Raw genomic sequence first — 19,098 nt, 5'->3', positions numbered from 1 at the left:
TGAGGTATCCCCATGCGCTCCCTTCCCACCCGTCGCACCGTGCTCGGCACCGGTGCGGCCCTGGCCGCCGGCGGTCTGCTGGCGGCCTGTTCCGACGCCCGGAGCACCGACAGCGCGGGCGGCGGGCGCCGCTACGTCGAGCCCGACGGCGCCGAGGTACGCACCGCAGAGGCCGAGCGGCTCAAGAACAGCACGGGCCGCACCGAGAAGGTGCGGCTCACCGCCACCCGCACCCACCTGGAGCTGGGCGCCGGCAAAACCGTCCCCACCTGGGCGTACGGCGACCGGGCGCCGGGTAAGGAGGTGCGGATCACCGCGGGCGACACGCTCGCGCTGACGCTCGCCAACCACCTGCCGGAGGCGACGTCCCTGCACTGGCACGGACTGGCGCTGCGCAACGACATGGACGGGGTCCCCGCGCTCACCCAGCGGGAGATCGAGCCGGGCGCCGACTTCACCTACCGCTTCGCCGTAGCCCACCCGGGTACGTACTGGTTCCATCCGCACTCGGGCGTCCAGCAGGACCGGGGGCTGTACGCGCCGCTGATCGTGGAGGACCCGAAGGAGCCGTTGGAGTACGACAAGGAGTGGGTGGTCGTCCTCGACGACTGGGTGGACGGTGTCGAGGGCTCCACGCCGGACGGCGTCCTGGCCGAGCTGAGCAAGGGCATGGATCACGGCGGCATGGACGAGGGCGGCGGTCACGGCAAGGACGGCGGGGGCGGCGGGGACGCGTCCGGCGGGCACGGCATGCACGGGATGAGCGGTGGCTCCCGCCCGGCGAAGCAGCCAGAGAAGGGGCCCTCGCGGATGATGAGGGGGGCCACGAGTGAGCTGCTGGGCGGCGACGCGGGCGACGTGAAGTACCCGTACCACCTGGTCAACGGCCGCACCTCGCGGGATCCGGAGACCTTCCGGGCCCGGCCGGGCGACCGGGTGCGGATCCGGCTGGTCAACGCCGGCGGCGACACCGCCTTCCGCGTCGCGCTCGGCGGTCACCGCATGACCGTCACCCACACGGACGGCTACCCGGTCGAGCACGCCGCCACGGACGCGCTGCTGCTGGGCATGGGCGAGCGCTACGACGTGCTCGTCACCGTCAAGGACGGTGTCTTCCCACTGACGGCGCTGGCCGAGGGCAAGAAGGAGCAGGCCCGGGCGCTGCTGCGCACCGGCGGGGGCGCCGCGCCGTCACCGAGGGCGCGCCCCGCGGAACTGGACGGCACCCTGCTGACCGCCGGCAAGCTGCGGGCCGAAGGAGCGGTCCGCCTGAAGGCCGGCAAGCCGGACCGCACGGTCACGCTGGAGCTGACGGGTTCCATGGCGCGGTACGACTGGGGCCTCAACGGCAAGAAGTACGACCCGAAGCAGCGCTACCCCGTCACGGCGGGCGAGCGTGTCCGGCTGCGCTTCGTGAACAGGACGCAGATGTGGCACCCCATGCACCTGCACGGCCACACGTTCGCCCTCCCGGACGGCGGGCCGCGCAAGGACACCTCGATCGTGCTCCCCGGCAGGACGCTGGAGGTGGACTTCGACGCCGACAACCCCGGGCTGTGGATGGTCCACTGCCACAACGTCTACCACGGTGAGGCGGGCATGATGACAGTGCTCGGCTACCGCAAGTGAGCACGTGGGGCGGGCACCGGACACCGGCCGGGGGCCCGCCCCTAAACGTCAGCCCGACGATTACACTCGGGCCCGTGGCTCAACTACGTCTCGCGCTGAATCAGATCGACTCCACCGTCGGCGACCTGGAGGGCAACGCCGCGGCCGTCCTCCGCTGGACCCGGCACTCCGTCGAGCAGGGCGCCCACCTGGTGGCCTTCCCGGAGATGATGCTGACCGGCTATCCGGTCGAGGACCTGGCGCTGCGCCGGTCGTTCGTCGAGGCGTCCCGCACCGCGGTGCGGGACCTCGCCAGGCGGCTGGCCGACGAGGGCCTGGGCGAGGTGCCGGTCGTCGTCGGCTACCTCGACCGCTGCGCACAGGACAGGCCCCGCTACGGGCAGCCCGCCGGGGCGCCGCAGAACGCGGCGGCGGTGCTGCACCGCGGCGAGATCGTGCTGACGTTCGCCAAGCACCACCTGCCCAACTACGGCGTCTTCGACGAGTTCCGCTATTTCGTGCCAGGCGACACGATGCCCGTCATCCGCGTCCACGGCGTCGACGTGGCCCTCGCCATCTGCGAGGACCTGTGGCAGGAGGGCGGCAGGGTACCGGCCGCACGCGGTGCGGGCGCCGGGCTGCTGCTGTCCGTCAACGCCTCGCCGTACGAGCGGGACAAGGACGACACCCGCCTGGAGCTGGTCCGCAAGCGCGCGCAGGAGGCGGGCTGCACCACGGCCTACCTGGCGAAGACCGGCGGCCAGGACGAGCTGGTCTTCGACGGCGACTCGATCGTGGTCGACGCGGGCGGCCGCGTCCTCGCCCGGGCGCCCCAGTTCGAGCAGTGCTGCGTCGTCCTCGACCTGGACCTGCCCGCTGCCGCCGCCACGCCGCCCTCGGGGACCGTGGACGACGGGCTGCGCGTCGAGCACCGGGTACTGAGCGCCGAGCCGCTCGCCCCGTACGAGCCACAGGCCACCGGCAGCGAGGCGCCGCGCATGGAGGACGACGAGGAGATCTACACGGCACTCGTCGTCGGCCTGCGCGCCTACGCCGCCAAGAACGGCTTCAGCTCGGTGCTGATCGGGCTGTCCGGCGGCATCGACTCCGCGCTGACCGCCGCCCTCGCCTGCGACGCGGTCGGCGCCGAGAACGTCCACTGCGTCGCCATGCCCTCGCGCTACTCCTCCGAGCACTCCAAGGAGGACGCCGCCGAGCTGGCCGAGCGCACCGGGTGCAACTTCCGCACGGTCGAGATCGAGCCGATGTTCGCCGCGTACATGGGCTCCCTGGAGCTGACCGGCGTCGCCGAGGAGAACCTTCAGGCCCGGCTGCGCGGCACCCTGCTGATGGCGCTCTCCAACCAGGAGGGCCACATCGTGCTGGCGCCGGGCAACAAGTCGGAGCTCGCGGTGGGCTACTCGACGCTGTACGGGGACGCGGTGGGTGCCTACGGGCCCATCAAGGACGTCTACAAGACGAACGTCTTCCGCCTGGCCGAGTGGCGCAACCGCGCGGCCGGGGAGCACGGCCGCACCCCGCCCATCCCCGAGCGCTCCATCACCAAGCCGCCCAGCGCGGAGCTGGCGCCCGGCCAGGTCGACACGGACTCGCTGCCCGACTACGAGGTGCTCGACGGCATCCTGAAGCGGTACGTCGACGGGGACCAGGGCGCGGCCGACATCGTCGAGGCGGGCTTCGACCCGGAGACGGTACGCCGTGTGCTGCGGATGACCGATCGCGCGGAGTACAAACGGCGCCAGTACCCGCCGGGCACCAAGATCTCCCCCAAGGGCTTCGGCAAGGACCGCCGCCTGCCGATCACGAACGGCTGGCGGGAGGGCTGAGGGGGGACGACGGCGTTGCACGCACGTCCGTCACAGCACATCCGTCACCGCACGTCACCGACGCGCACGAACGTCCCGCCGCGGGAGCACGCGGCGGGACGTTCGTCTCCTCCACGCCTCAGCTGCCCGAGTGGACCTCGACCGGGCGCTCGCCCGCACGGGCCACCACCCGCGACTCGCCGCGGGCCGCGGTGCCCGCCACGAGCGCGATGGCCAGACCGGCCAGTGCGAGGACCGCGCCGACGAGGGTCGGCGACATCCAGCCCCAGCCCGCCGCGATGACCGCGCCGCCGAGCCAGGCACCGCCCGCGTTGGCGAGGTTGAACGCCGAGTGGTTCGACGCCGAGGCCAGCGTGGGCGCGTTCGAGGCGGCACGCATCACCAGCATCTGGACGGGCGTGGTGATCAGGAAGCCGACGGCGCCCAGCAGCCCCACCAGCACCAGCGCCGCCCACTTCACGGGTGCCGCGAAGTGGAAGACCACCATGATGACGGCCATCAGACCGAGCGCCGCGTACAGGGTGCGGCGCGGGGCCCGGTCGGTGAGCGGCCCCGCGACGAGCGTGCCGAGCGTCATCCCGATGCCGAAGAGGGCGAGCACCCACGTCACGGAGGACTCGGCCAGCCCCGTGACCTCCGTCATCATCGAGGCGAGGTAGCTGTAGACGGCGAAGACGCCGCCGAAGCCGAAGACGGCGGTCAGCAGCCCCAGGACGACCTGGCGGTTACCCAGGGCGCGCAGCTCGTGCCTGACCCCGCCCTGGTGCTCCAGGGGCAGGCGCGGCACCAGCAGGGCGAGGGAGACCATCGCGACCAGGCCGATGAGGGTGACGACCACGAAGGTGGCGCGCCAGCCCAGCTGCTGGCCCAGCGCGGTACCGCCGGGGACGCCGACGATGTTGGCGACGGTCAGGCCCAGGAACATCGTGGCGACGGCACGGGCGGCCCGGCCCTCGCGCACCAGACGCGCGGCGACCACGGCGCCGACGCCGAAGAAGGCGCCGTGCGGCAGCCCGGCCAGCACCCGCCCCGCCAGCAGGGTGCCGAACCCGGGCGCGAGCGCCGAGGCGAGGTTACCGAGCGTGAACAGCGCCATCAACAGCAGCAGCATCAGCTTGCGCGGGACGCGCGCGCCGACGGCGGTGAGCAGCGGGGCGCCGAGGACGACACCGAGCGCGTAGGCCGAGACGAGGTATCCGGCGGTCGGTACGGACGTGCCGAGATCGTCGGCGACGTTCGGCAGCAGGCCCATCATCACGAACTCGGTGGTGCCGATCCCGAAGGCGCCCACAGCGAGTGCGAGCAGAGCCAGAGGCATGCGGTAAGAACCTTTCGGGCGATACGGAACGATCAGGGGGTGCGCGGGCACGCGCGGAAGGGCAGGGCGGCGCAGCGCCGGGACGCCCTGAATGTTTTGCCGAAGAACAAAGTCTCGCAGCCAGATGTTCCACCGCGCAAAACACGACGTTAAGGGCAGGCGAAACCGGCTGCGTGACGCGCCCTTACGCCCCTGTCGTGAGCGGACGGACACGCAGGGTGCGTGCCCGCGCTCAGTCCGTGAGTCTCAGCTTCGCGGCGATCGGCAGGTGATCACTGCCGGTGGACGGCAGGGTCCACGCGGAGACCGGGTCCGGACCCTTGACCATGATCTGGTCGATCCGCGCCATCGGGAACGAGGCGGGCCAGCTGAAGCCGAACCCGTTGCCCGCCGCGCCCTGCGCGGAGCGCAGCTGCGAGGTGATGGGGGCGAGCGCCCGGTCGTTCATGGTGCCGTTCAGATCGCCGAGGAGGACCACGTTGTCCGCCGGGTCGTCGGAGAGTGCGTCACCGAGCGCGTTGGCGCTGCCGTCCCGCTGCCCGGCCGTGAAGCCCGCGCGGAACTGCACCCGCACGGACGGCAGATGAGCGGCGTAGACGGCCACATCCCCCCGGGGCGTCTCGACGGTGGCGCGCATGGCGCGGGGCCAGCCCATCTTGAGGTCGATGGACCGGGCGCCGGTCAGCGGGTACTTGCTCCAGATCCCGACCGTGCCCATGAGCTTGTGGTACGGGTACGCCTTGTCCAGGCCCTCCTCGTAGGAGGCGGCCTGCGTGCGCGAGACCTCTTCCAGCGCGATGACGTCGGCGCCGGATGCGGCCAGCTTCCCGGCCGTGCCCCGGGGATCGGGGTTGTCCGCGTTGACGTTGTGCGTGACGACCGTCAGATCACCCGCCGCGCTGGTCGACTTGTCGCTGAAGACGCCGCCGAACAGGTTCAACCACACGAGCGAGGGCAGCACCAGGGCCAGCAGCGCGGTGGCCGACCGGCGCAGCACCCCCGCGACGAGCAGCACCACGATCCCCAGGCCGCCCCAGGGCAGGAACGTCTCCCACAGCGAACCGATGTTGCCGATGGAGTTGGGGATCTCCGCGTGCAGGAGGAACGCCAGGGCGAGGACGACCGCGAGCGCCGCCGGCACCCAGCCGCGCCGCCACTTGCCCGGTCCCGACCAGCCGGAGAAGGCCCGGCCCTGGCGGCCACCCGGCCGCCGTGCGAGCCGGGAGAAGAGTCCCGCCCGCCGGTCGCCGTCTTCGCTGTGCGTGGCCTCCGCCGTGTACGCGCGCGCCATCCGCCGTCCTCACTTGCCTGTGCTGGTGCCCGATGAACGATAGGCGATGCCGGTTCTCAACCAGTTGAACGCTTCGGTCCAACTGCTGCTTTCGTCCGCAACCGGCGGGGTCGCCCGGAACCCGGAGGGGTTGGGTAGGGAATCTGGTGAGAGGACGAGGGGAGGGGCCTGCCGGGTTCCGGCTGGTCGAGGCGGTTTCGCGGCTGTGACACAACACGCGTCCCACACCTCTCGTAGGCCCCGTGCGCCTCGTACGCCCCGTACGCAGAGGGCGCGCGGCCGCGCGCACAGAGGGCACACGCCCGAAGCGCCGGGTCGGCCGAGGTGGCGCCCCCTACCCGGGTGCAGCGGGTGCGTGCCAGCATGGGCCCTGATCCGGAGACGCCGTCAGGGCGCTTCGAGACGACAAAAGTAGGAGACAGAGCCATGCCACAGACGCTCTACGGGGGAACCCGAAACCGCCGTGTGACCGTACGCGACCTCGCACTCGCCAAGGAGCGGGGCGAGAGGTGGCCGATGCTCACCGCGTACGACGCGATGACCGCCTCGGTCCTCGACGAGGCCGGCATCCCCGTCCTGCTGGTCGGCGACTCGGCCGGCAACTGCCACCTCGGATACGAGACGACCGTCCCCGTCACCCTCGACCAGATGACCCTGCTGACCGCCGCGGTCGTCCGCGGCACAGGACGGGCCCTCGTCGTCGCCGACCTGCCGTTCGGCTCGTACCAGGAAGGCGAGGTCCAGGCCCTGCGCAGCGCCACCCGGCTGGTCAAGGAAGCCGGGGCCGGCGCCGTGAAGCTGGAGGGCGGCGAGCGCTCCGCCGGCCAGATCGGGCTCCTGGTGCGCTCCGGCATCCCCGTGATGGCGCACATCGGACTGACCCCCCAGTCCGTGCACGCCATGGGCTACCGGGTGCAGGGCCGCGGCGAGGAGGCGGCGGACCAGCTGATGCGCGACGCCAAGGCCGCCCAGGACGCCGGGGCCTTCGCCGTCGTCCTGGAGATGGTGCCCGCGTCCGTCGCCGCGCAGGTCACCCGCGCCTTGCAGGTGCCCACCGTCGGCATCGGCGCGGGGGCCGACTGCGACGCGCAGGTCCTGGTGTGGACCGACATGGCCGGTCTCACACCCGGCAAGCTGCCCCGCTTCGTGCAGCGGTACGCCGACCTGCGGGGCGCGCTCACCGACGCCGCGCGCGCCTACGCCGAGGACGTCGTCTCCGGGGCGTTCCCGGCATCCGAGCACTCCTACGAGTGACCCTCTCCCCCGCCGTCCTCTGCCCCTCCGCCGCCTCCCGGTGGCGGAGGGGCGGGGACCGACACCGCCGCGGCCCCGGTCTGTCGGCGGCGTGTCGGTGGTTTGTCGGTGGCACCTGGCACATTGACGGACATGACGAGCGAGAAGACGACGAACGCGGTCGAGGTCCGCGGCCTGGTCAAGCACTTCGGTGAGACGAAGGCCGTCGACGGCATCGACCTCGACGTGCGCGAGGGCACGGTCATGGGTGTCCTCGGCCCGAACGGGGCGGGCAAGACGACGCTGGTGCGGATACTCTCCACGCTGCTGCACCCGGACGCCGGCACGGCGATGGTCGCGGGGTACGACGTGGTGCGCCAGCCCCGCCAGCTGCGCCGCACGATCGGCCTCACCGGGCAGTACGCCTCGGTGGACGAGAAGCTGTCGGGCTGGGAGAACCTCTACATGATCGGGCGCCTGCTCGACCTGCCCCGCTCCGAGGCGCGCTCGCGCGCCGACGAGCTGCTGGAGCGGTTCTCCCTCACCGAGGCGGCCCGGCGCCCGGCGAGCAAGTACAGCGGCGGCATGCGCCGCAGGCTCGACCTGGCGGCATCCATGATCGGCCGGCCGAAGGTGCTCTACCTCGACGAGCCCACCACCGGGCTCGACCCGCGCACCCGTAACGAGGTGTGGGAAGAGGTGCAGAACATCGTGGCCGAGGGCAACACGGTGCTGCTCACGACGCAGTACATGGAGGAGGCCGAGCAGCTCGCCAGCGAGCTGACGGTGGTGGACCGCGGCCGGGTCATCGCCGAGGGCCGGGTGCCCGAGCTGAAGGCGAAGGTGGGCGGCCGCACGCTGGAGATCCGCCCCGGTGACCCGGGCGAGCTGACGCGGATGGTCGGCGCCCTCGCGCAGGCGGGCCTGGACGGGGTGGCGGGTGCCACGGCCGACGAGGCCCAGGGCGTGGTGAGCGTCCCGATCGTCAGCGACGAACAGCTGACCGCCGTGGTGGGGCTGCTGGGGGCGCGCGGTTTCGCGATCGCCGACATCGCCACCCACCTGCCCAGCCTGGATGAGGTGTTCCTGGCGCTCACCGGCCAGAAGGCCACCCACAAGGACGACGAGAAAGAACTCGAGGAGGTCGCGGCGTGAGTACCGCCACCATCAAGGCCCCCGAATCCGGGAAGACCCCGCCCGTGCCAGGCGCCGGTCAGGCGTCGGCGAAGCCGGGAGCGGACGACGGACGGATCGGGCTGCGGGCCAATCTGCGGCACATCGGCGCGCTCGTGCGCCGGTGCGCCCTGCAGATCAAGCAGGACCCGGAGTCGATGATGGACGCCCTGCTGATGCCCATCGTCTTCACCCTGCTGTTCGTCTACGTCTTCGGCGGGGCGATCGGCGGCGGGGGCGGCGGCGCCAGCCGGCACCAGTACGTGCAGTATCTGATCCCCGGCATGATGGGCATGATGAGCATGTCCATCGCGATGGCGGTGGGCACCGGCATCAACGAGGACTTCCGCAAGGGCGTGATGGACCGCTTCCGGTCCATGCCGATCGCCCGCTCCTCCGTGCTGATAGCCAAGTCGCTGGTCGAGGTCGGCCGCATGCTGGTCGCCATCGTCGTGCTGCTGGCCGTGGGCCTGCTGTGCGGATTCGAAGTGAACGGCCACTGGCTGGGGATGCTGGGAGCCGTCGGCCTGACGGCGCTGTTCGGCGCGTCCCTGCTGTGGATCTTCATTCTGGTCGGCCTGTCGATGGAGACGGCGCAGGCCGTCCAGGGCATCTCCTTCCTGGTGCTGATGCCGCTGCAGTTCGGCTCCTCGGTGTTCGTCTCGACGGACACGATGCCCGGCTGGCTGGAGGCGTTCACCAAGGTCAACCCGTTGACACATGTCGCCGACTCCGCCCGCGGGCTGATGCTGGGCCAAGGCGCGGTGGCCGGCCCCGTGATGTGGACGGTGATCTGGTCGGTGGGCCTGACCCTCGTCACGGCGCCGTTCGCCATCGCGAAGTTCCGGAAGAAGGTCTGAGGCGGTGCCTGGCGGCCTCCTCCGTCAGGCACCCGCCTCCCGCCGGGTCCCCTGGACGAGGGCGACGGCCTCCTCGAGAGTGAGGCCGCCGCCCTCGCTGTGGGTGTCGGCGTACTGGCCAGGCGACAGCACGGCCCGCACCGCCTCCTCGGCGGCCTGGCGCGCCTCGCGCTCGGCCGGGGGGAGGAACGGCCCGCTCGGCAGGGTGGTCAGGGCGTCGGCGGCACCCAGCAGCCGCCCCGCCTCCGCGCCCCTCCCGAGCGCGGCCATCGCCCGTGCGGCCGTGACGAGCTGCCTCTGGGTCAGCTGCGGACTGACCACGTCCGCCATCGCCTCGCAGGTCCTGCCGATGGACACCCTGAGCTTGGCCAGGGCCTCGGCAGGTCTCCCCGCCACGACGTGCGACCAGGCGAGCATGCCCTGCACCATCCCCACGAAGAGCTGCGGCACCCTGTCCTCGAACTCCCGCTCCAGCGGCTCCAGCAGCGCCCGTGCCGCGTCCGGCTCTCCCGTGCGGATCAGGTGGGCCGCCAGCTGGATCGACGCGAAGTTGGGCCCGCCCCCTCCGGCGTACTTGGCCTCCTCGGTCGCCTCCCGCATCAGAAGGTCGCCCTCGGCGACCGACTCCGGGTCCGCCAGCTCCACGAGCACGGAGCCGAGCCGGGACTTCAACCGCGGCACCTGGCTGTGCGCGCCCAATTCCTGGGCGCGGGCGATGGCCAGCCTGCAATCGGCCGCCGCTCGGGCGAACTCGCCGCGGGCGCTGAGCGCTTCGGACCGGCCTGCGAGCGCTTCGGCCTCTCCCCAGGCGTCCCCGAGCCTGCGGAAGATCTCCAGGCTCTCGTCCGCGTCGACACCGGTCTGGTCCCACGCGTCGGGAACGTCCGCGCCGATCTTGGAGCGCAGCTGGAGCGCGAAGGCCAGCTCCCACTCGTAGCCCAGGTCGCGGCAGCCCTGGACGTGTGCGTCGGTCAGGTCGTGGAGGGCCTCGTAGTTGCCGCTGTGGAGCCAGGCGAACATCCACATACAGCCGGGGATACGGCAGACCTGAGGCATCCCGGGGGTGTAGGAGCGCATGATGGTGGCCAGTTCGGCCTGCCGCTCGGGGCTCCGCAACCGCTCGACGCCCTCCTCGGCGTCGGCCAGGACCATCAGCCGCACCCCGCGTCTGGCCTCCCACAGCTGTTCCTCGCTCATGGGCGGCGGGTGGTGGGTGGCCGACTCGTACAGCGGCGGCACCGTGCGCTGCTCCGCGAAGGGGGCGGGACCCAGGCGCAGGGCGGCCTCACCCCAGGTGAGGGCGTCGGCGCGGTGCCCGCGCAGCTGCCAGAACCAGCCCATGGACAGGATCACGCACAGTGCCTCCTGCTCCTCGCCCGCGGCGACGGCGCGGCGCAGCGCGGTGCGGATGTTGTCGTGCTCGCGCTCCAGGCACTCCAGCCAGACGGCCTGCCGGGGCCCGCGCAGCAGCGGGTCCGCGGTGCGGGCCAGCTCGCGGTAGGCGACCAGGTGACGGGCCTCGGCGCGCTCCCGCTCGCCGGGCAGCGCGTCGAGCTTCTCGGCGGCGTACTCCGCGACGGTCTCCAGCAGCCGGTAGCGCATCCCGGCGCCGCGGCCGTCGCCGGGCGCGGCCACCACCAGCGACTTGTCGACAAGGGAACTCAGGAGCGCGGCGGTGTCGGCACCGGCGCCGCCCTCCCGCGCTGCCGCGCACACCTCCTCGGCCTGCTCCAGCTCGCAGCCGCCGGCGAAGACCGACAGCCGCAGCAGCACGGCGCGTTCGGGCTCCTCCAGCAGTTCCCACGACCAGTCGACGACCGCCCGCAGAGTCTGCTGCCGGGGCAGAACGGTACGGCTGCCGCTGGTCAGCAGCCGGAACCGGTCATCGAGGCGCCGGGCGAGCTGGCCCGGGGTGAGCGAGCGCAGCCTGGCCGCGGCCAGCTCGATCGCCAGCGGCAGCCCGTCGAGGCGGTGGCAGATCTCCGCGCACGCCTCCGGATCCTCGTCCGTGGAAAACCCCGCACGCGCGCGGGCGCCCCGGTCGGCCAGCAGCCGCAGCGCGACGGGCTCGGGCAGCGGCCCTACGGGCCGCACCGACTCCCCTGGCACGCCCAGCGGTTCGCGACTGGTGGCGAGCACGGTCACTCCTGGGCACTCCACGAGCAGCGTCTCGACGACCCGCGCGGCCGCGTCGATGACGTGCTCGCAGTTGTCCAGCACCAGCAGCATGCGGCGGGCCGCGCAGTGCTCGACGAGCTGGGCCACAGGGTCCCCGGCCGTGCGGTCGGCCGCCGCGTGCAGGCTCTCGGCGCTGGAGCCGATCAGGACGGTCTCCCGGCCGCCGAGCGCGGTCAGGACGGCCTCGGCGACCTCGGCGGGCCCGTTCCGCCCTCGTACGGACGCCAGTTCGGCCACCCACACGCCGTCCCTCCACGCGGCGCCACCCTCCGCACCGGTGCGGGCCGCCGTCTCCAACGACAGACGGGTCTTCCCGGCGCCGCCAGGACCGGTGAGCGTCACCAGCCGCGCGCCGCCGAGCTCCTGGCCGAGCGCGCCGATCTCCTCGTCCCGCCCGACGAAGGAGGTCAGCCGGGCCCGCAGGTTGCCGACCGGCCGGACGGACCCGGCGGGCGGGGAAGAAGGGGATGCCGGGGAGGGCAGACAGGAGAGGCCGGCCGGGGAGGACGGGTCCGGCGCGGGGTCGTCGGCGGCCAGCAACGCCGCGTGCAGCGCGCGGAGTTCGGCGCCGGGGCCGGAGCCCAGGCGGTCGGCGATCCTGGCGCGGACGGTCTCGTACGAGGCCAGCGCCTCGGCGGTGCGGCCCGCACCGTGCAGCGCGCGCAGCAGCAGCGCCTGGAGGGACTCGTCGAGGGGGTGCGCGGCGGCCAGCTCGCGCACCCCAGGCAGCACCGTCTCGGCCCGGCCGAGGGCGAGCGCGGCGCGCATCCGGTCGCGGCGCGCGGTCAGTTCGCGGTCCGCCGCCCGTACCGCGGCGGGCCCGCCCCCGTCGGGCAGGTCGGCCAGCGCCGGGCCACGGCAGAGCGCGAGAGCGTCGTCGAGCAGCGCCGTCGCCTTGACGGGATCGCCGTCAGCGAGCGCGTCCGCGCCCTCGTCCGCCAGCCGTTCGAACCGGAAGAGGTCGACGTCGTCGCGCGTCACCGCCAGCCGGTAGCCGCCCTCCGCCCAAACGACCGCGTCCCGCCCCAACGCCCTGCGCACCCTGCCCACCAGCGCCTGCACGGCGGCCGTCTCGTCCGCGGGTGCGTCCTCGTCCTGGGCCCACACTGCGGCGGCCAGTTGCCCGGGACGTACGGCGCGTCCACCCGCCAGGGCCAGCGCGGTCAGCAGCGCACGCAGCCGCGCCCCGCCGACCGGCACGGCCGTGCCGTCCTCGCGGAGAACCTGCGTGGCACCCAGAACGCGGTAGAGGTAGCGCACCCCCCACATACTGCCACCGGGCCTCTCGGGGCCCCTTCCCGAGGGAGGCGCCCGTGCCGGGCCAGGCCGTGCCACCGCGTCGGGCCCGGCGAAGCCGTACGGGCGGGTTTGCCCGGTTCGCGGCGGGGCACTCGGCGGCCGACGTACGCACGCGCACTGCCAGCGGAGGTACCCCGATGCCCGCTCGCGAGGAGCTGCCCTCGACGCTCCGCCGTTCCCCGGACAGCGCCCGGCGCACCTGGGCGAAGGCGCACGACTCGGCCGTCAAGGAGTACGGCGAGGGGCGGCGCGCCCACCAGACGGCGTACGGCGCGCTGAAACACACGCACGAGAAGGTCGGCGACCACTGGGAGCGCAAGAAGGACGCCCGCAAGGGACCGTCCGACCCGCAGTCAGCACGCCCGCGCGGCCGGGGCGGACGCAGCGGTCAGGGTGTCGACGAGGGCGCACCGAAACAGCACCTGTACGAGGTGGCCAAGCGGCTCGGGGTGGAGGGCAGGTCGCGGATGACGAAGCCGGAGCTGGAAGCGGCCATCCGCAAGGCCAACAGGGCCAGGACGCGAAAGGCCCGCTCCGGCTGAACCGTCGCGGAGCGAGCACCGCGACGGCTGTGGGCGCGGCGGTGGAGCGGGCCGGTCGCCGCACCCGCGGGCGTGGGGCCCGCGGGTGCGGCGACCGGCCGGCGGCCTGCGGCGGCTGGTGTGGCCGGTGTGCGGCACTCCGTCCGTGTGCCGTCGAGGCGTCGTCTCAGACGCGGTGGCAGTCGGCCCCGCGAACCCACTTGGGCGTATTCGCGTAACCCGAGGCGTGCCCCCGCCTGCTCGTGCAGACCACCCGGTGGTGCGTGCGGCGGCTCTCGATCACGAAAGCGTCGCGGATGCGGCCGTGGCGAGGCGCACGCACCTCCCGCAGGAGCACGGCACGCACGCCCCGGGCGAGACCCGTACGCACGACGAGAGCGGCCGGGTCCGCGCTCAGAAAGCGGCGCGGGGGGAGTCACCCGCGGGCTCCGCGTGCGGGGCGCCGCGCGGAAGGCACCGCGTGCGGGGTTCGCGGGGCCCGCGTCCTGCCGGTACGGTCAGACCCCATGACCAGCGCCTCTCCCCATCCGGAACACCACCGGATCAGCCCGGTCTTCCTCGGGCTTGTCGCGATCATGGCGGTCTCCGGCTGGGCCGTCTGGTACGGCTGGGCGGACGTGACGGGTGTCTCCGTCTTCTTCTTCGTCGTCGCCGGGTGGATCGTCTCCCTGTGCCTCCACGAGTACGCGCACGCGCGCTCCGCGCTCGGCGCGGGAGACGTCTCGGTCGGTGCCAAGGGCTACCTGACCCTCAACCCGCTGCGCTACACCCACGCGCTGCTCAGCATCGTGCTGCCCGTGGTCTTCGTGATCCTCGGCGGCATCGGCCTCCCCGGCGGGGCCGTCTACATCGAACGCGGCCGCATCACCGGACGCTGGAAGCACAGCCTCATCTCCGTCTCGGGCCCCGCCACCAACGCGCTGTTCGCCGGGGTGCTCACCGCGCCTTTCTGGCTGCACGGCGTGCACGACGTGCCGGTCGCCTTCCGCTGCGCCCTCGCGTTCCTCGCCCTGCTCCAGGTGACGGCCGCGCTGCTGAACCTGCTGCCCGTACCGGGCCTGGACGGCTACGGGGTCATCGAACCCTGGCTCTCCCCCGCCGCCCGCAGGCAGGCCGAACCCTTCGCGCCCTTCGGAATCCTCATCGTCTTCGGATGCCTGTGGATCCCCCAGGTCAACGCGGTCTTCTGGGACGTGATCGACACCATCCTGCGCGGCATGGGCGTCTCCGAGCTGGAGACCTACCTCGGCCTGGAGTACTTCCGCTTCTGGCAGGGCGAACCCCAGAACGTACTGCTCCCCTAGGGAGTGTCTTCAAAGTAGCGGCGTCCGCCCGGAGGGCGGGCCTGGCGGTGTCTGGTGCGTGCGCTCGCAAGGCGGAGGAGGGAGTCCCTGCGTGGGGGCACCTCCCGGGGCGAGCGAAGCCGAGCCCTGGGGGAAGCGGCGACCGACGGCAACGCCGCGAGCGTGCGTGCCAGACACCGCCAGGCAGGCGGGACTTTGAAGACACGACCTAGGGCCTCCCGCCCCGGTCCTCAGCTCGCTCGTCCCGGATCTCAGCCCGCGCTCTCCGTCGGCGCGGACGACGGCCGACGGCGGTGGTAGTACCACGCCATGTTGGAGGTCAGACCAGCCACCAGCACCCAGAGCACGCCGAACCACTTGCCGTTCGCGAACGAGACCACGGCGGCGACGACGGCCAGCAGACACAGGACGGTCGCGTAGAGGGCCAGGCCCCTGGGGGCGCGGCGGGCGGGGGCTGACATGGCGCTGACTCCAATGAGAGACGGGTGTGCGCCCGCCATTCTCCCTCACCCCTCCCGGCGGGCGAGCCGCCGCCCGTACACCACGTCGATCAGGGCCACCACCAGCGCGGCCGCGACGAAGCACAGCGCCGTGAGCAGTCCGAAGTCCAGCGCCGTCGCCCAGTTGCGGCTGCTGGCGAGCCAGGCGAAGAAGACCGCACCGACAGCGGCGATCCCGGCGGCGGAGCCGATCCGCTGACCGGTCTGGATGACACCCCCCGCGGCACCCCCCTGCGCGACCGGCACCGACTGCAGGGCGAGCGTCTGGTTCGGGGAGATCACCAGCCCCGAGCCGAACCCCGCGCACAGCATCGGCGCCACCAGGGCCCAGCCGACGGCGCTGTTCTGCACCTCGTGCACGGCGAGGCTCGCACCACCGAGCCCCAGCAGTACCAGGACCAGTCCCGCGGCGATCAAAGGACGCCCGACCCGGGTGATGAAACGACCGCCGACAACGGCCGAGACCGCGGAGCCGACAGCGAACGGCGTGAGAGTCAGCCCCGCCTGAAGGGCGCTGTAGCGCATCCCGTTCTGCAGGAAGAGCGTGAAGATGAAGAAGATCGTCGTGAAGCCGGCGAAGTAGAGCAGTCCCAGCAGCGCACCCAGCGAGTACGACCGCTCGCTGAACAACCGCAGGTCCACCAGAGGCGCCTTGCCGTGCCGCAGATACCTGCGCTCCCACCACAGGAACACCACGGCGAGCAGCGCACCCAGCGGGACGAGCAGCCACTTGGTCTGCCCGTGCCACTGCCTCTCCTGCACCAGCGGCAGCATCACGGCGATCACCCCGGCCCCCAGCAGCAGGACACCGACCGGATCGAGCGACTGCCGGTGCGCCGTGTCGCGCTCCGCACACGCCGGCGGAACCAGCCGCAGAGCCAGGAGAAAGGCCACCACCCCGATGGGCAGATTGACGAAGAAGACCCACCGCCAGCCCTCGGAAGCGCCGAAAGCCTGGATCAGCAGCCCGCCCAGCAGCGGCCCGACAGCCGTCGAAAGGCCGATCGTGGAGCCCAGCAGCCCGAACGCCCTGCCGCGCTCGGCACCCCGGAAGAGCTGCTGGATCATGCCGGAGATCTGCGGCATGATCAGGCCGCCCCCGATGCCCTGGACCAGCCGCGCGATCACCAGCCACGTGGCCCCCTGCGCGAACCCGCAGGCCATCGACGCGGCGGTGAACAGGACGAGCCCGCCGAGAAAGGCGGTACGGCGGCCCAGCGCGTCACCGACCCGCCCCGAGGGCACCAGCACGAGACCGAAGGTGAGCGCGTAGCCCGACACCACCCACGAGAGAGCGGACTCCGAAGCCCCGAGCCCCTGCTCGATCGCGGGAAGAGCGACGTTCACGATCGAGACGTCCAGCAACGACATGAAGCCGACCAGCAGGCACACCGTCAGCGCCTTCCAGCGCCTCGGGTCGGGCGTGTAGGCCGCGTCGCCCGTGCCGTGGGCGCCGCGTGCGCCGTCCGAGCCGCCCGGGCCGTTCGCCCCGTTCGCGCCGTTGCCGTTCGCCGTCGTCCCGCTCGCCCCGGTCCGCCCGGTGGCGGGCGCCGGCTCCTGTCCCATCCGTGCCTCCTGGCGGGCGCGCACGCCCCTGTGGCCGGTCACCGCTCACCCCATCATGGGCGGGGCACGCGCGACCCGCATGTCCGACGACAGCGGGTTCCCGCACCCCCGCGGCTGATACCTGCTCCGTTCGGGCCCTGCGCGGACCCTCGCGGGGCCGGGCGGGAGCCCGCGCAAAGCCGGGCGGGCTGCGCGGGGCCGGGCGGGAGCCCCCTGGAGACCTCAGCGGTGGGCCTGGTGGGCCAGGTTCTGTGTCAGGGCGCTGACCCGGTGCCGGGACAACCGGGTCCTGCCGTCGTCGCCGACCGTGACCACCAGTGCCAGGTCCCCGCCGCCGGCCGTCGGAAGCCGGACAGCGGCGACGTTGCCGCCGGGCGCGACGAGCGGAGCGTCACCGGGCTCGGCCTCGTGGACCTCCTGCGCGTACCGGCGCAGCGCGCCCCGCCCCATCCGGGCGTCGTGCTGGATCTGCGGCAGCATGACGTCGACCGCGTACCCCCGGGCCACCCCCACGGTGAACAGACGGGCCCGCTCGGCGCCGACGCGGTAGCCGCAGCCGACGAGTGCGCCGTCCGCCCGCGCCAGCGGGGTGTCGAGGTCGTCGGGCAACTCGCCGTCCACGGACCCGGACTCGACACGGCCGACCTCCGCGCCCGCGGCCCGCAGCGCGGCGGGCACGTCGTAGGGCACGGGACAGCTGCTTCCGGGCTCGGCCGCCAGCTTCCGCAGGGCGCCGACACTCAGCGGCGACCGGGCCGGCTTCGCCTCCTCGCCGCCCTCATGCTCGTCCCTCGTACCGCCGTACCCCGAGCACGCCGCGAGGACGGCCGCCACCACGGCGGCGACCGTCAGACCGCCGCCGGGGATTCTGCGCTTCCCCACCCCACCCGCACCCATGCCCGTGCCCGTATTCGTGCCCGTATCCGTATCTGTGCCCGCCGCCGTTTCGTGCGCGGCGGCTCAGATGTCGGTGAGACGGACGCCCGCGTGCGCCTTGTAGCGGCGGTTGACGGAGATGAGGTTGGCCACCAGCGACTCGACCTGGTGGGCGTTGCGCAGCCGGCCCGCGAAGACGCCCCGCATCCCGGGGATGCGGGCGGCGAGCGCCTGCACGATCTCGCAGTCAGCGCGCTTCTCGCCCAGCACCATCACGTCCGTGGCGATCTCCTCCACCTCCGGGTCGGAGAGCAGCACGGCGGACAGGTGGTGGAAGGCCGCGGTGACCCGCGACTCGGGCAGCAGCGCCGCGGCCTGCTCGGCCGCGCTGCCCTCCTCGGGGACCAGCGCGTAGGCGCCCTTCTTGTCGAAGCCGAGCGGGTTGACGCAGTCGACGACCAGCTTGCCGCGCAGCTCCTCGCGCAGCGACTCGACCGTCTTCGCGTGGCCCTCCCACGGGACGGCGACGATCACGATGTCGGAGCGGCGCGCGCACTCGGCGTTGTCGACCCCCTCGACGCCGTGCCCGATCTCCTCGGCCGCCTGCCGGGCCCGCTCCGCGGCCCGCGAGCCGACGGTGACGGCCATGCCGCCCCGGGCCAGCCGGTACGCCAGCCCCCGCCCCTGGTCCCCGGTCCCGCCGAGCACGCCGACGGTCATCCCGGACACATCAGGCAGGTCCCACGGGTCCTTCTTCGGTGCGGTGTTGCCGGCGGCGTCAGAGGCAGCTGCATTCATACGGCGCATACTGCCACCTTCCGCGCCGCGCGCGGCCGACAGGCACCGTGAAGGTGATCACGCCACCCCCACGCGCCCGTCACCCGTGCGCACACGACAGCTTCCCCGCGGCCTCGGCCATCACGACCTGCGCCAACTTCCCGAACGTCTCGTGCGCCCGCTCGGGGTCGTCCTCGACTTCGGAAGGTCACTGCCCCTCGCAGTGGAACTCGCTTGCCACCTCGGTCATGGCAGATTGAGCCAGATCACCAAACACTTTTCGGGAACGGTCGGGATCGTCAGTGAGCGGGGTGTCATTAGCGTGGACATCGAGAAGAAACCTGGTGAAATCAACCTGCAAGTCACCTTCAGGGCGCGGACAGTCCACAGCAGCGACGGCGCCGGCAGACCAGGTGGCCACATCGTAGCGGCCTGCGTACTCACGTGACGTGTTCCGAGCGCCGTAGGACTCGATCACCTCAAAAGGAGTCGAGGGCTCCACCTCGTCTCCTTTTTTCACCCAGTTTCCGGACAGCGAAACGACAGGCAATCCGTCGACCAGGTACGTGCACCCTTGGGCAGCCACCCGCAAACTCCCCAACTCGTCCTGCTTGTCCTGCCGCGACAGTCTTTCACCTGGGCCAAAAAGAGCAGAGTAGCTCTTTTTCGGTAGCCTCAGCCCACAGAAGGTGTCAGGAACAGCGTATTCTCGCTCCGGCTGCTGAG

The 19,098-nt window shown here is 72.6% G+C and carries 15 protein-coding genes; 7 read left to right on the top strand and 8 right to left on the bottom strand.

Annotation, left to right across the window (positions count from 1 at the left end):
• Positions 1 to 12: 12 nt before the first annotated feature.
• Together DQ392_RS28715 and DQ392_RS28710 are read left to right on the top strand one after the other, a co-directional pair.
• On the top strand, positions 13 to 1,629 hold the full coding sequence (locus DQ392_RS28715; RefSeq protein ID WP_114018561.1) for a multicopper oxidase family protein: 1,617 nt from the start codon (positions 13 to 15) through the stop codon (positions 1,627 to 1,629).
• A 74-nt stretch (positions 1,630 to 1,703) separates the two neighbouring features.
• Positions 1,704 to 3,455, top strand: coding sequence for an NAD+ synthase (locus DQ392_RS28710; protein ID WP_114018560.1), 1,752 nt, complete (start codon positions 1,704 to 1,706; stop codon positions 3,453 to 3,455).
• Between the two features lie 118 nt (positions 3,456 to 3,573).
• Here DQ392_RS28710 and DQ392_RS28705 read toward each other — a convergent pair whose 3' ends face one another.
• Together DQ392_RS28705 and DQ392_RS28700 are read right to left on the bottom strand one after the other, a co-directional pair.
• Positions 3,574 to 4,773 (bottom strand): MFS transporter, encoded by a 1,200-nt coding sequence (locus tag DQ392_RS28705; protein WP_114018559.1) that lies wholly within the window; start codon positions 4,771 to 4,773, stop codon positions 3,574 to 3,576.
• A 232-nt stretch (positions 4,774 to 5,005) separates the two neighbouring features.
• Positions 5,006 to 6,064, bottom strand: coding sequence for an endonuclease/exonuclease/phosphatase family protein (locus tag DQ392_RS28700; protein WP_114018558.1), 1,059 nt, complete (start codon positions 6,062 to 6,064; stop codon positions 5,006 to 5,008).
• A 426-nt stretch (positions 6,065 to 6,490) separates the two neighbouring features.
• Between DQ392_RS28700 and panB the strand changes: the two genes are divergently transcribed.
• The 3 genes from panB to DQ392_RS28685 all read left to right on the top strand — a co-directional run bounded on the left by panB (position 6,491) and on the right by DQ392_RS28685 (position 9,330).
• On the top strand, positions 6,491 to 7,318 hold the full coding sequence (gene panB / locus DQ392_RS28695; RefSeq protein WP_114018557.1) for a 3-methyl-2-oxobutanoate hydroxymethyltransferase: 828 nt from the start codon (positions 6,491 to 6,493) through the stop codon (positions 7,316 to 7,318).
• Positions 7,319 to 7,450: 132 nt separating this feature from the next.
• Positions 7,451 to 8,452, top strand: coding sequence for an ATP-binding cassette domain-containing protein (locus DQ392_RS28690; protein WP_114018556.1), 1,002 nt, complete (start codon positions 7,451 to 7,453; stop codon positions 8,450 to 8,452).
• The gene (locus DQ392_RS28685; protein ID WP_181856610.1) at positions 8,449 to 9,330 is read left to right on the top strand and encodes an ABC transporter permease; all 882 of its coding nucleotides are present in this window, start codon (positions 8,449 to 8,451) and stop codon (positions 9,328 to 9,330) included. The genes DQ392_RS28690 and DQ392_RS28685 overlap by 4 nt, the downstream gene beginning before the upstream one ends.
• Before the next feature lie 24 nt (positions 9,331 to 9,354).
• Here the strand turns inward: DQ392_RS28685 and DQ392_RS28680 are convergent, their stop codons facing one another.
• Positions 9,355 to 12,777: an AfsR/SARP family transcriptional regulator gene (locus DQ392_RS28680; protein WP_114018555.1), complete on the bottom strand. Its 3,423-nt coding sequence runs from the start codon at positions 12,775 to 12,777 to the stop codon at positions 9,355 to 9,357.
• A 167-nt stretch (positions 12,778 to 12,944) separates the two neighbouring features.
• Between DQ392_RS28680 and DQ392_RS28675 the strand changes: the two genes are divergently transcribed.
• The gene (locus tag DQ392_RS28675) at positions 12,945 to 13,349 is read left to right on the top strand and encodes a ChaB family protein (RefSeq protein ID WP_114018554.1); all 405 of its coding nucleotides are present in this window, start codon (positions 12,945 to 12,947) and stop codon (positions 13,347 to 13,349) included.
• Positions 13,350 to 13,855: 506 nt separating this feature from the next.
• The gene (locus DQ392_RS28670) at positions 13,856 to 14,653 is read left to right on the top strand and encodes a site-2 protease family protein (RefSeq protein ID WP_114018553.1); all 798 of its coding nucleotides are present in this window, start codon (positions 13,856 to 13,858) and stop codon (positions 14,651 to 14,653) included.
• 251 nt (positions 14,654 to 14,904) lie between these two features.
• Here the strand turns inward: DQ392_RS28670 and DQ392_RS28665 are convergent, their stop codons facing one another.
• The 5 genes from DQ392_RS28665 to DQ392_RS28645 form a co-directional block, all read right to left on the bottom strand.
• Positions 14,905 to 15,114 (bottom strand): hypothetical protein, encoded by a 210-nt coding sequence (locus DQ392_RS28665; protein ID WP_114018552.1) that lies wholly within the window; start codon positions 15,112 to 15,114, stop codon positions 14,905 to 14,907.
• A 45-nt stretch (positions 15,115 to 15,159) separates the two neighbouring features.
• The gene (locus DQ392_RS28660) at positions 15,160 to 16,719 is read right to left on the bottom strand and encodes an MFS transporter (protein WP_114018551.1); all 1,560 of its coding nucleotides are present in this window, start codon (positions 16,717 to 16,719) and stop codon (positions 15,160 to 15,162) included.
• A 222-nt stretch (positions 16,720 to 16,941) separates the two neighbouring features.
• A complete protein-coding gene (locus tag DQ392_RS28655; RefSeq protein WP_245982062.1) occupies positions 16,942 to 17,601 on the bottom strand; it encodes a hypothetical protein in 660 nt (219 codons plus the stop codon).
• A gap of 78 nt (positions 17,602 to 17,679) precedes the next feature.
• Positions 17,680 to 18,393: an NADPH-dependent F420 reductase gene (gene npdG / locus DQ392_RS28650; RefSeq protein ID WP_425470622.1), complete on the bottom strand. Its 714-nt coding sequence runs from the start codon at positions 18,391 to 18,393 to the stop codon at positions 17,680 to 17,682.
• Between the two features lie 187 nt (positions 18,394 to 18,580).
• Positions 18,581 to 18,958: a hypothetical protein gene (locus tag DQ392_RS28645; protein ID WP_147266589.1), complete on the bottom strand. Its 378-nt coding sequence runs from the start codon at positions 18,956 to 18,958 to the stop codon at positions 18,581 to 18,583.
• Positions 18,959 to 19,098: the final 140 nt, after the last annotated feature.

The organism is Streptomyces reniochalinae (assembly GCF_003323735.1).
Lineage (GTDB): Bacteria > Actinomycetota > Actinomycetes > Streptomycetales > Streptomycetaceae > Streptomyces > Streptomyces reniochalinae.
Note: the sequence above shows the minus strand (reverse complement) of the source record. Positions and strands in the feature narration are given on the sequence as shown.

Excerpts from the sequence above, each read along its gene's own strand:
- DQ392_RS28715 (WP_114018561.1), top strand. The coding sequence starts at position 13 with ATGCGCTCCCTTCCCACCCGTCGCACCGTGCTCGGCACCGGTGCGGCC.
- DQ392_RS28705 (WP_114018559.1), bottom strand. The coding sequence starts at position 4,773 with ATGCCTCTGGCTCTGCTCGCACTCGCTGTGGGCGCCTTCGGGATCGGC.
- DQ392_RS28700 (WP_114018558.1), bottom strand. The coding sequence starts at position 6,064 with ATGGCGCGCGCGTACACGGCGGAGGCCACGCACAGCGAAGACGGCGAC.
- DQ392_RS28690 (WP_114018556.1), top strand. The coding sequence starts at position 7,451 with ATGACGAGCGAGAAGACGACGAACGCGGTCGAGGTCCGCGGCCTGGTC.
- DQ392_RS28665 (WP_114018552.1), bottom strand. The coding sequence starts at position 15,114 with ATGTCAGCCCCCGCCCGCCGCGCCCCCAGGGGCCTGGCCCTCTACGCG.
- DQ392_RS28660 (WP_114018551.1), bottom strand. The coding sequence starts at position 16,719 with ATGGGACAGGAGCCGGCGCCCGCCACCGGGCGGACCGGGGCGAGCGGG.
- DQ392_RS28680 (WP_114018555.1), bottom strand. The coding sequence starts at position 12,777 with ATGTGGGGGGTGCGCTACCTCTACCGCGTTCTGGGTGCCACGCAGGTT.
- panB (WP_114018557.1), top strand. The coding sequence starts at position 6,491 with ATGCCACAGACGCTCTACGGGGGAACCCGAAACCGCCGTGTGACCGTA.
- npdG (WP_425470622.1), bottom strand. The coding sequence starts at position 18,393 with ATGAATGCAGCTGCCTCTGACGCCGCCGGCAACACCGCACCGAAGAAG.
- DQ392_RS28675 (WP_114018554.1), top strand. The coding sequence starts at position 12,945 with ATGCCCGCTCGCGAGGAGCTGCCCTCGACGCTCCGCCGTTCCCCGGAC.
- DQ392_RS28670 (WP_114018553.1), top strand. The coding sequence starts at position 13,856 with ATGACCAGCGCCTCTCCCCATCCGGAACACCACCGGATCAGCCCGGTC.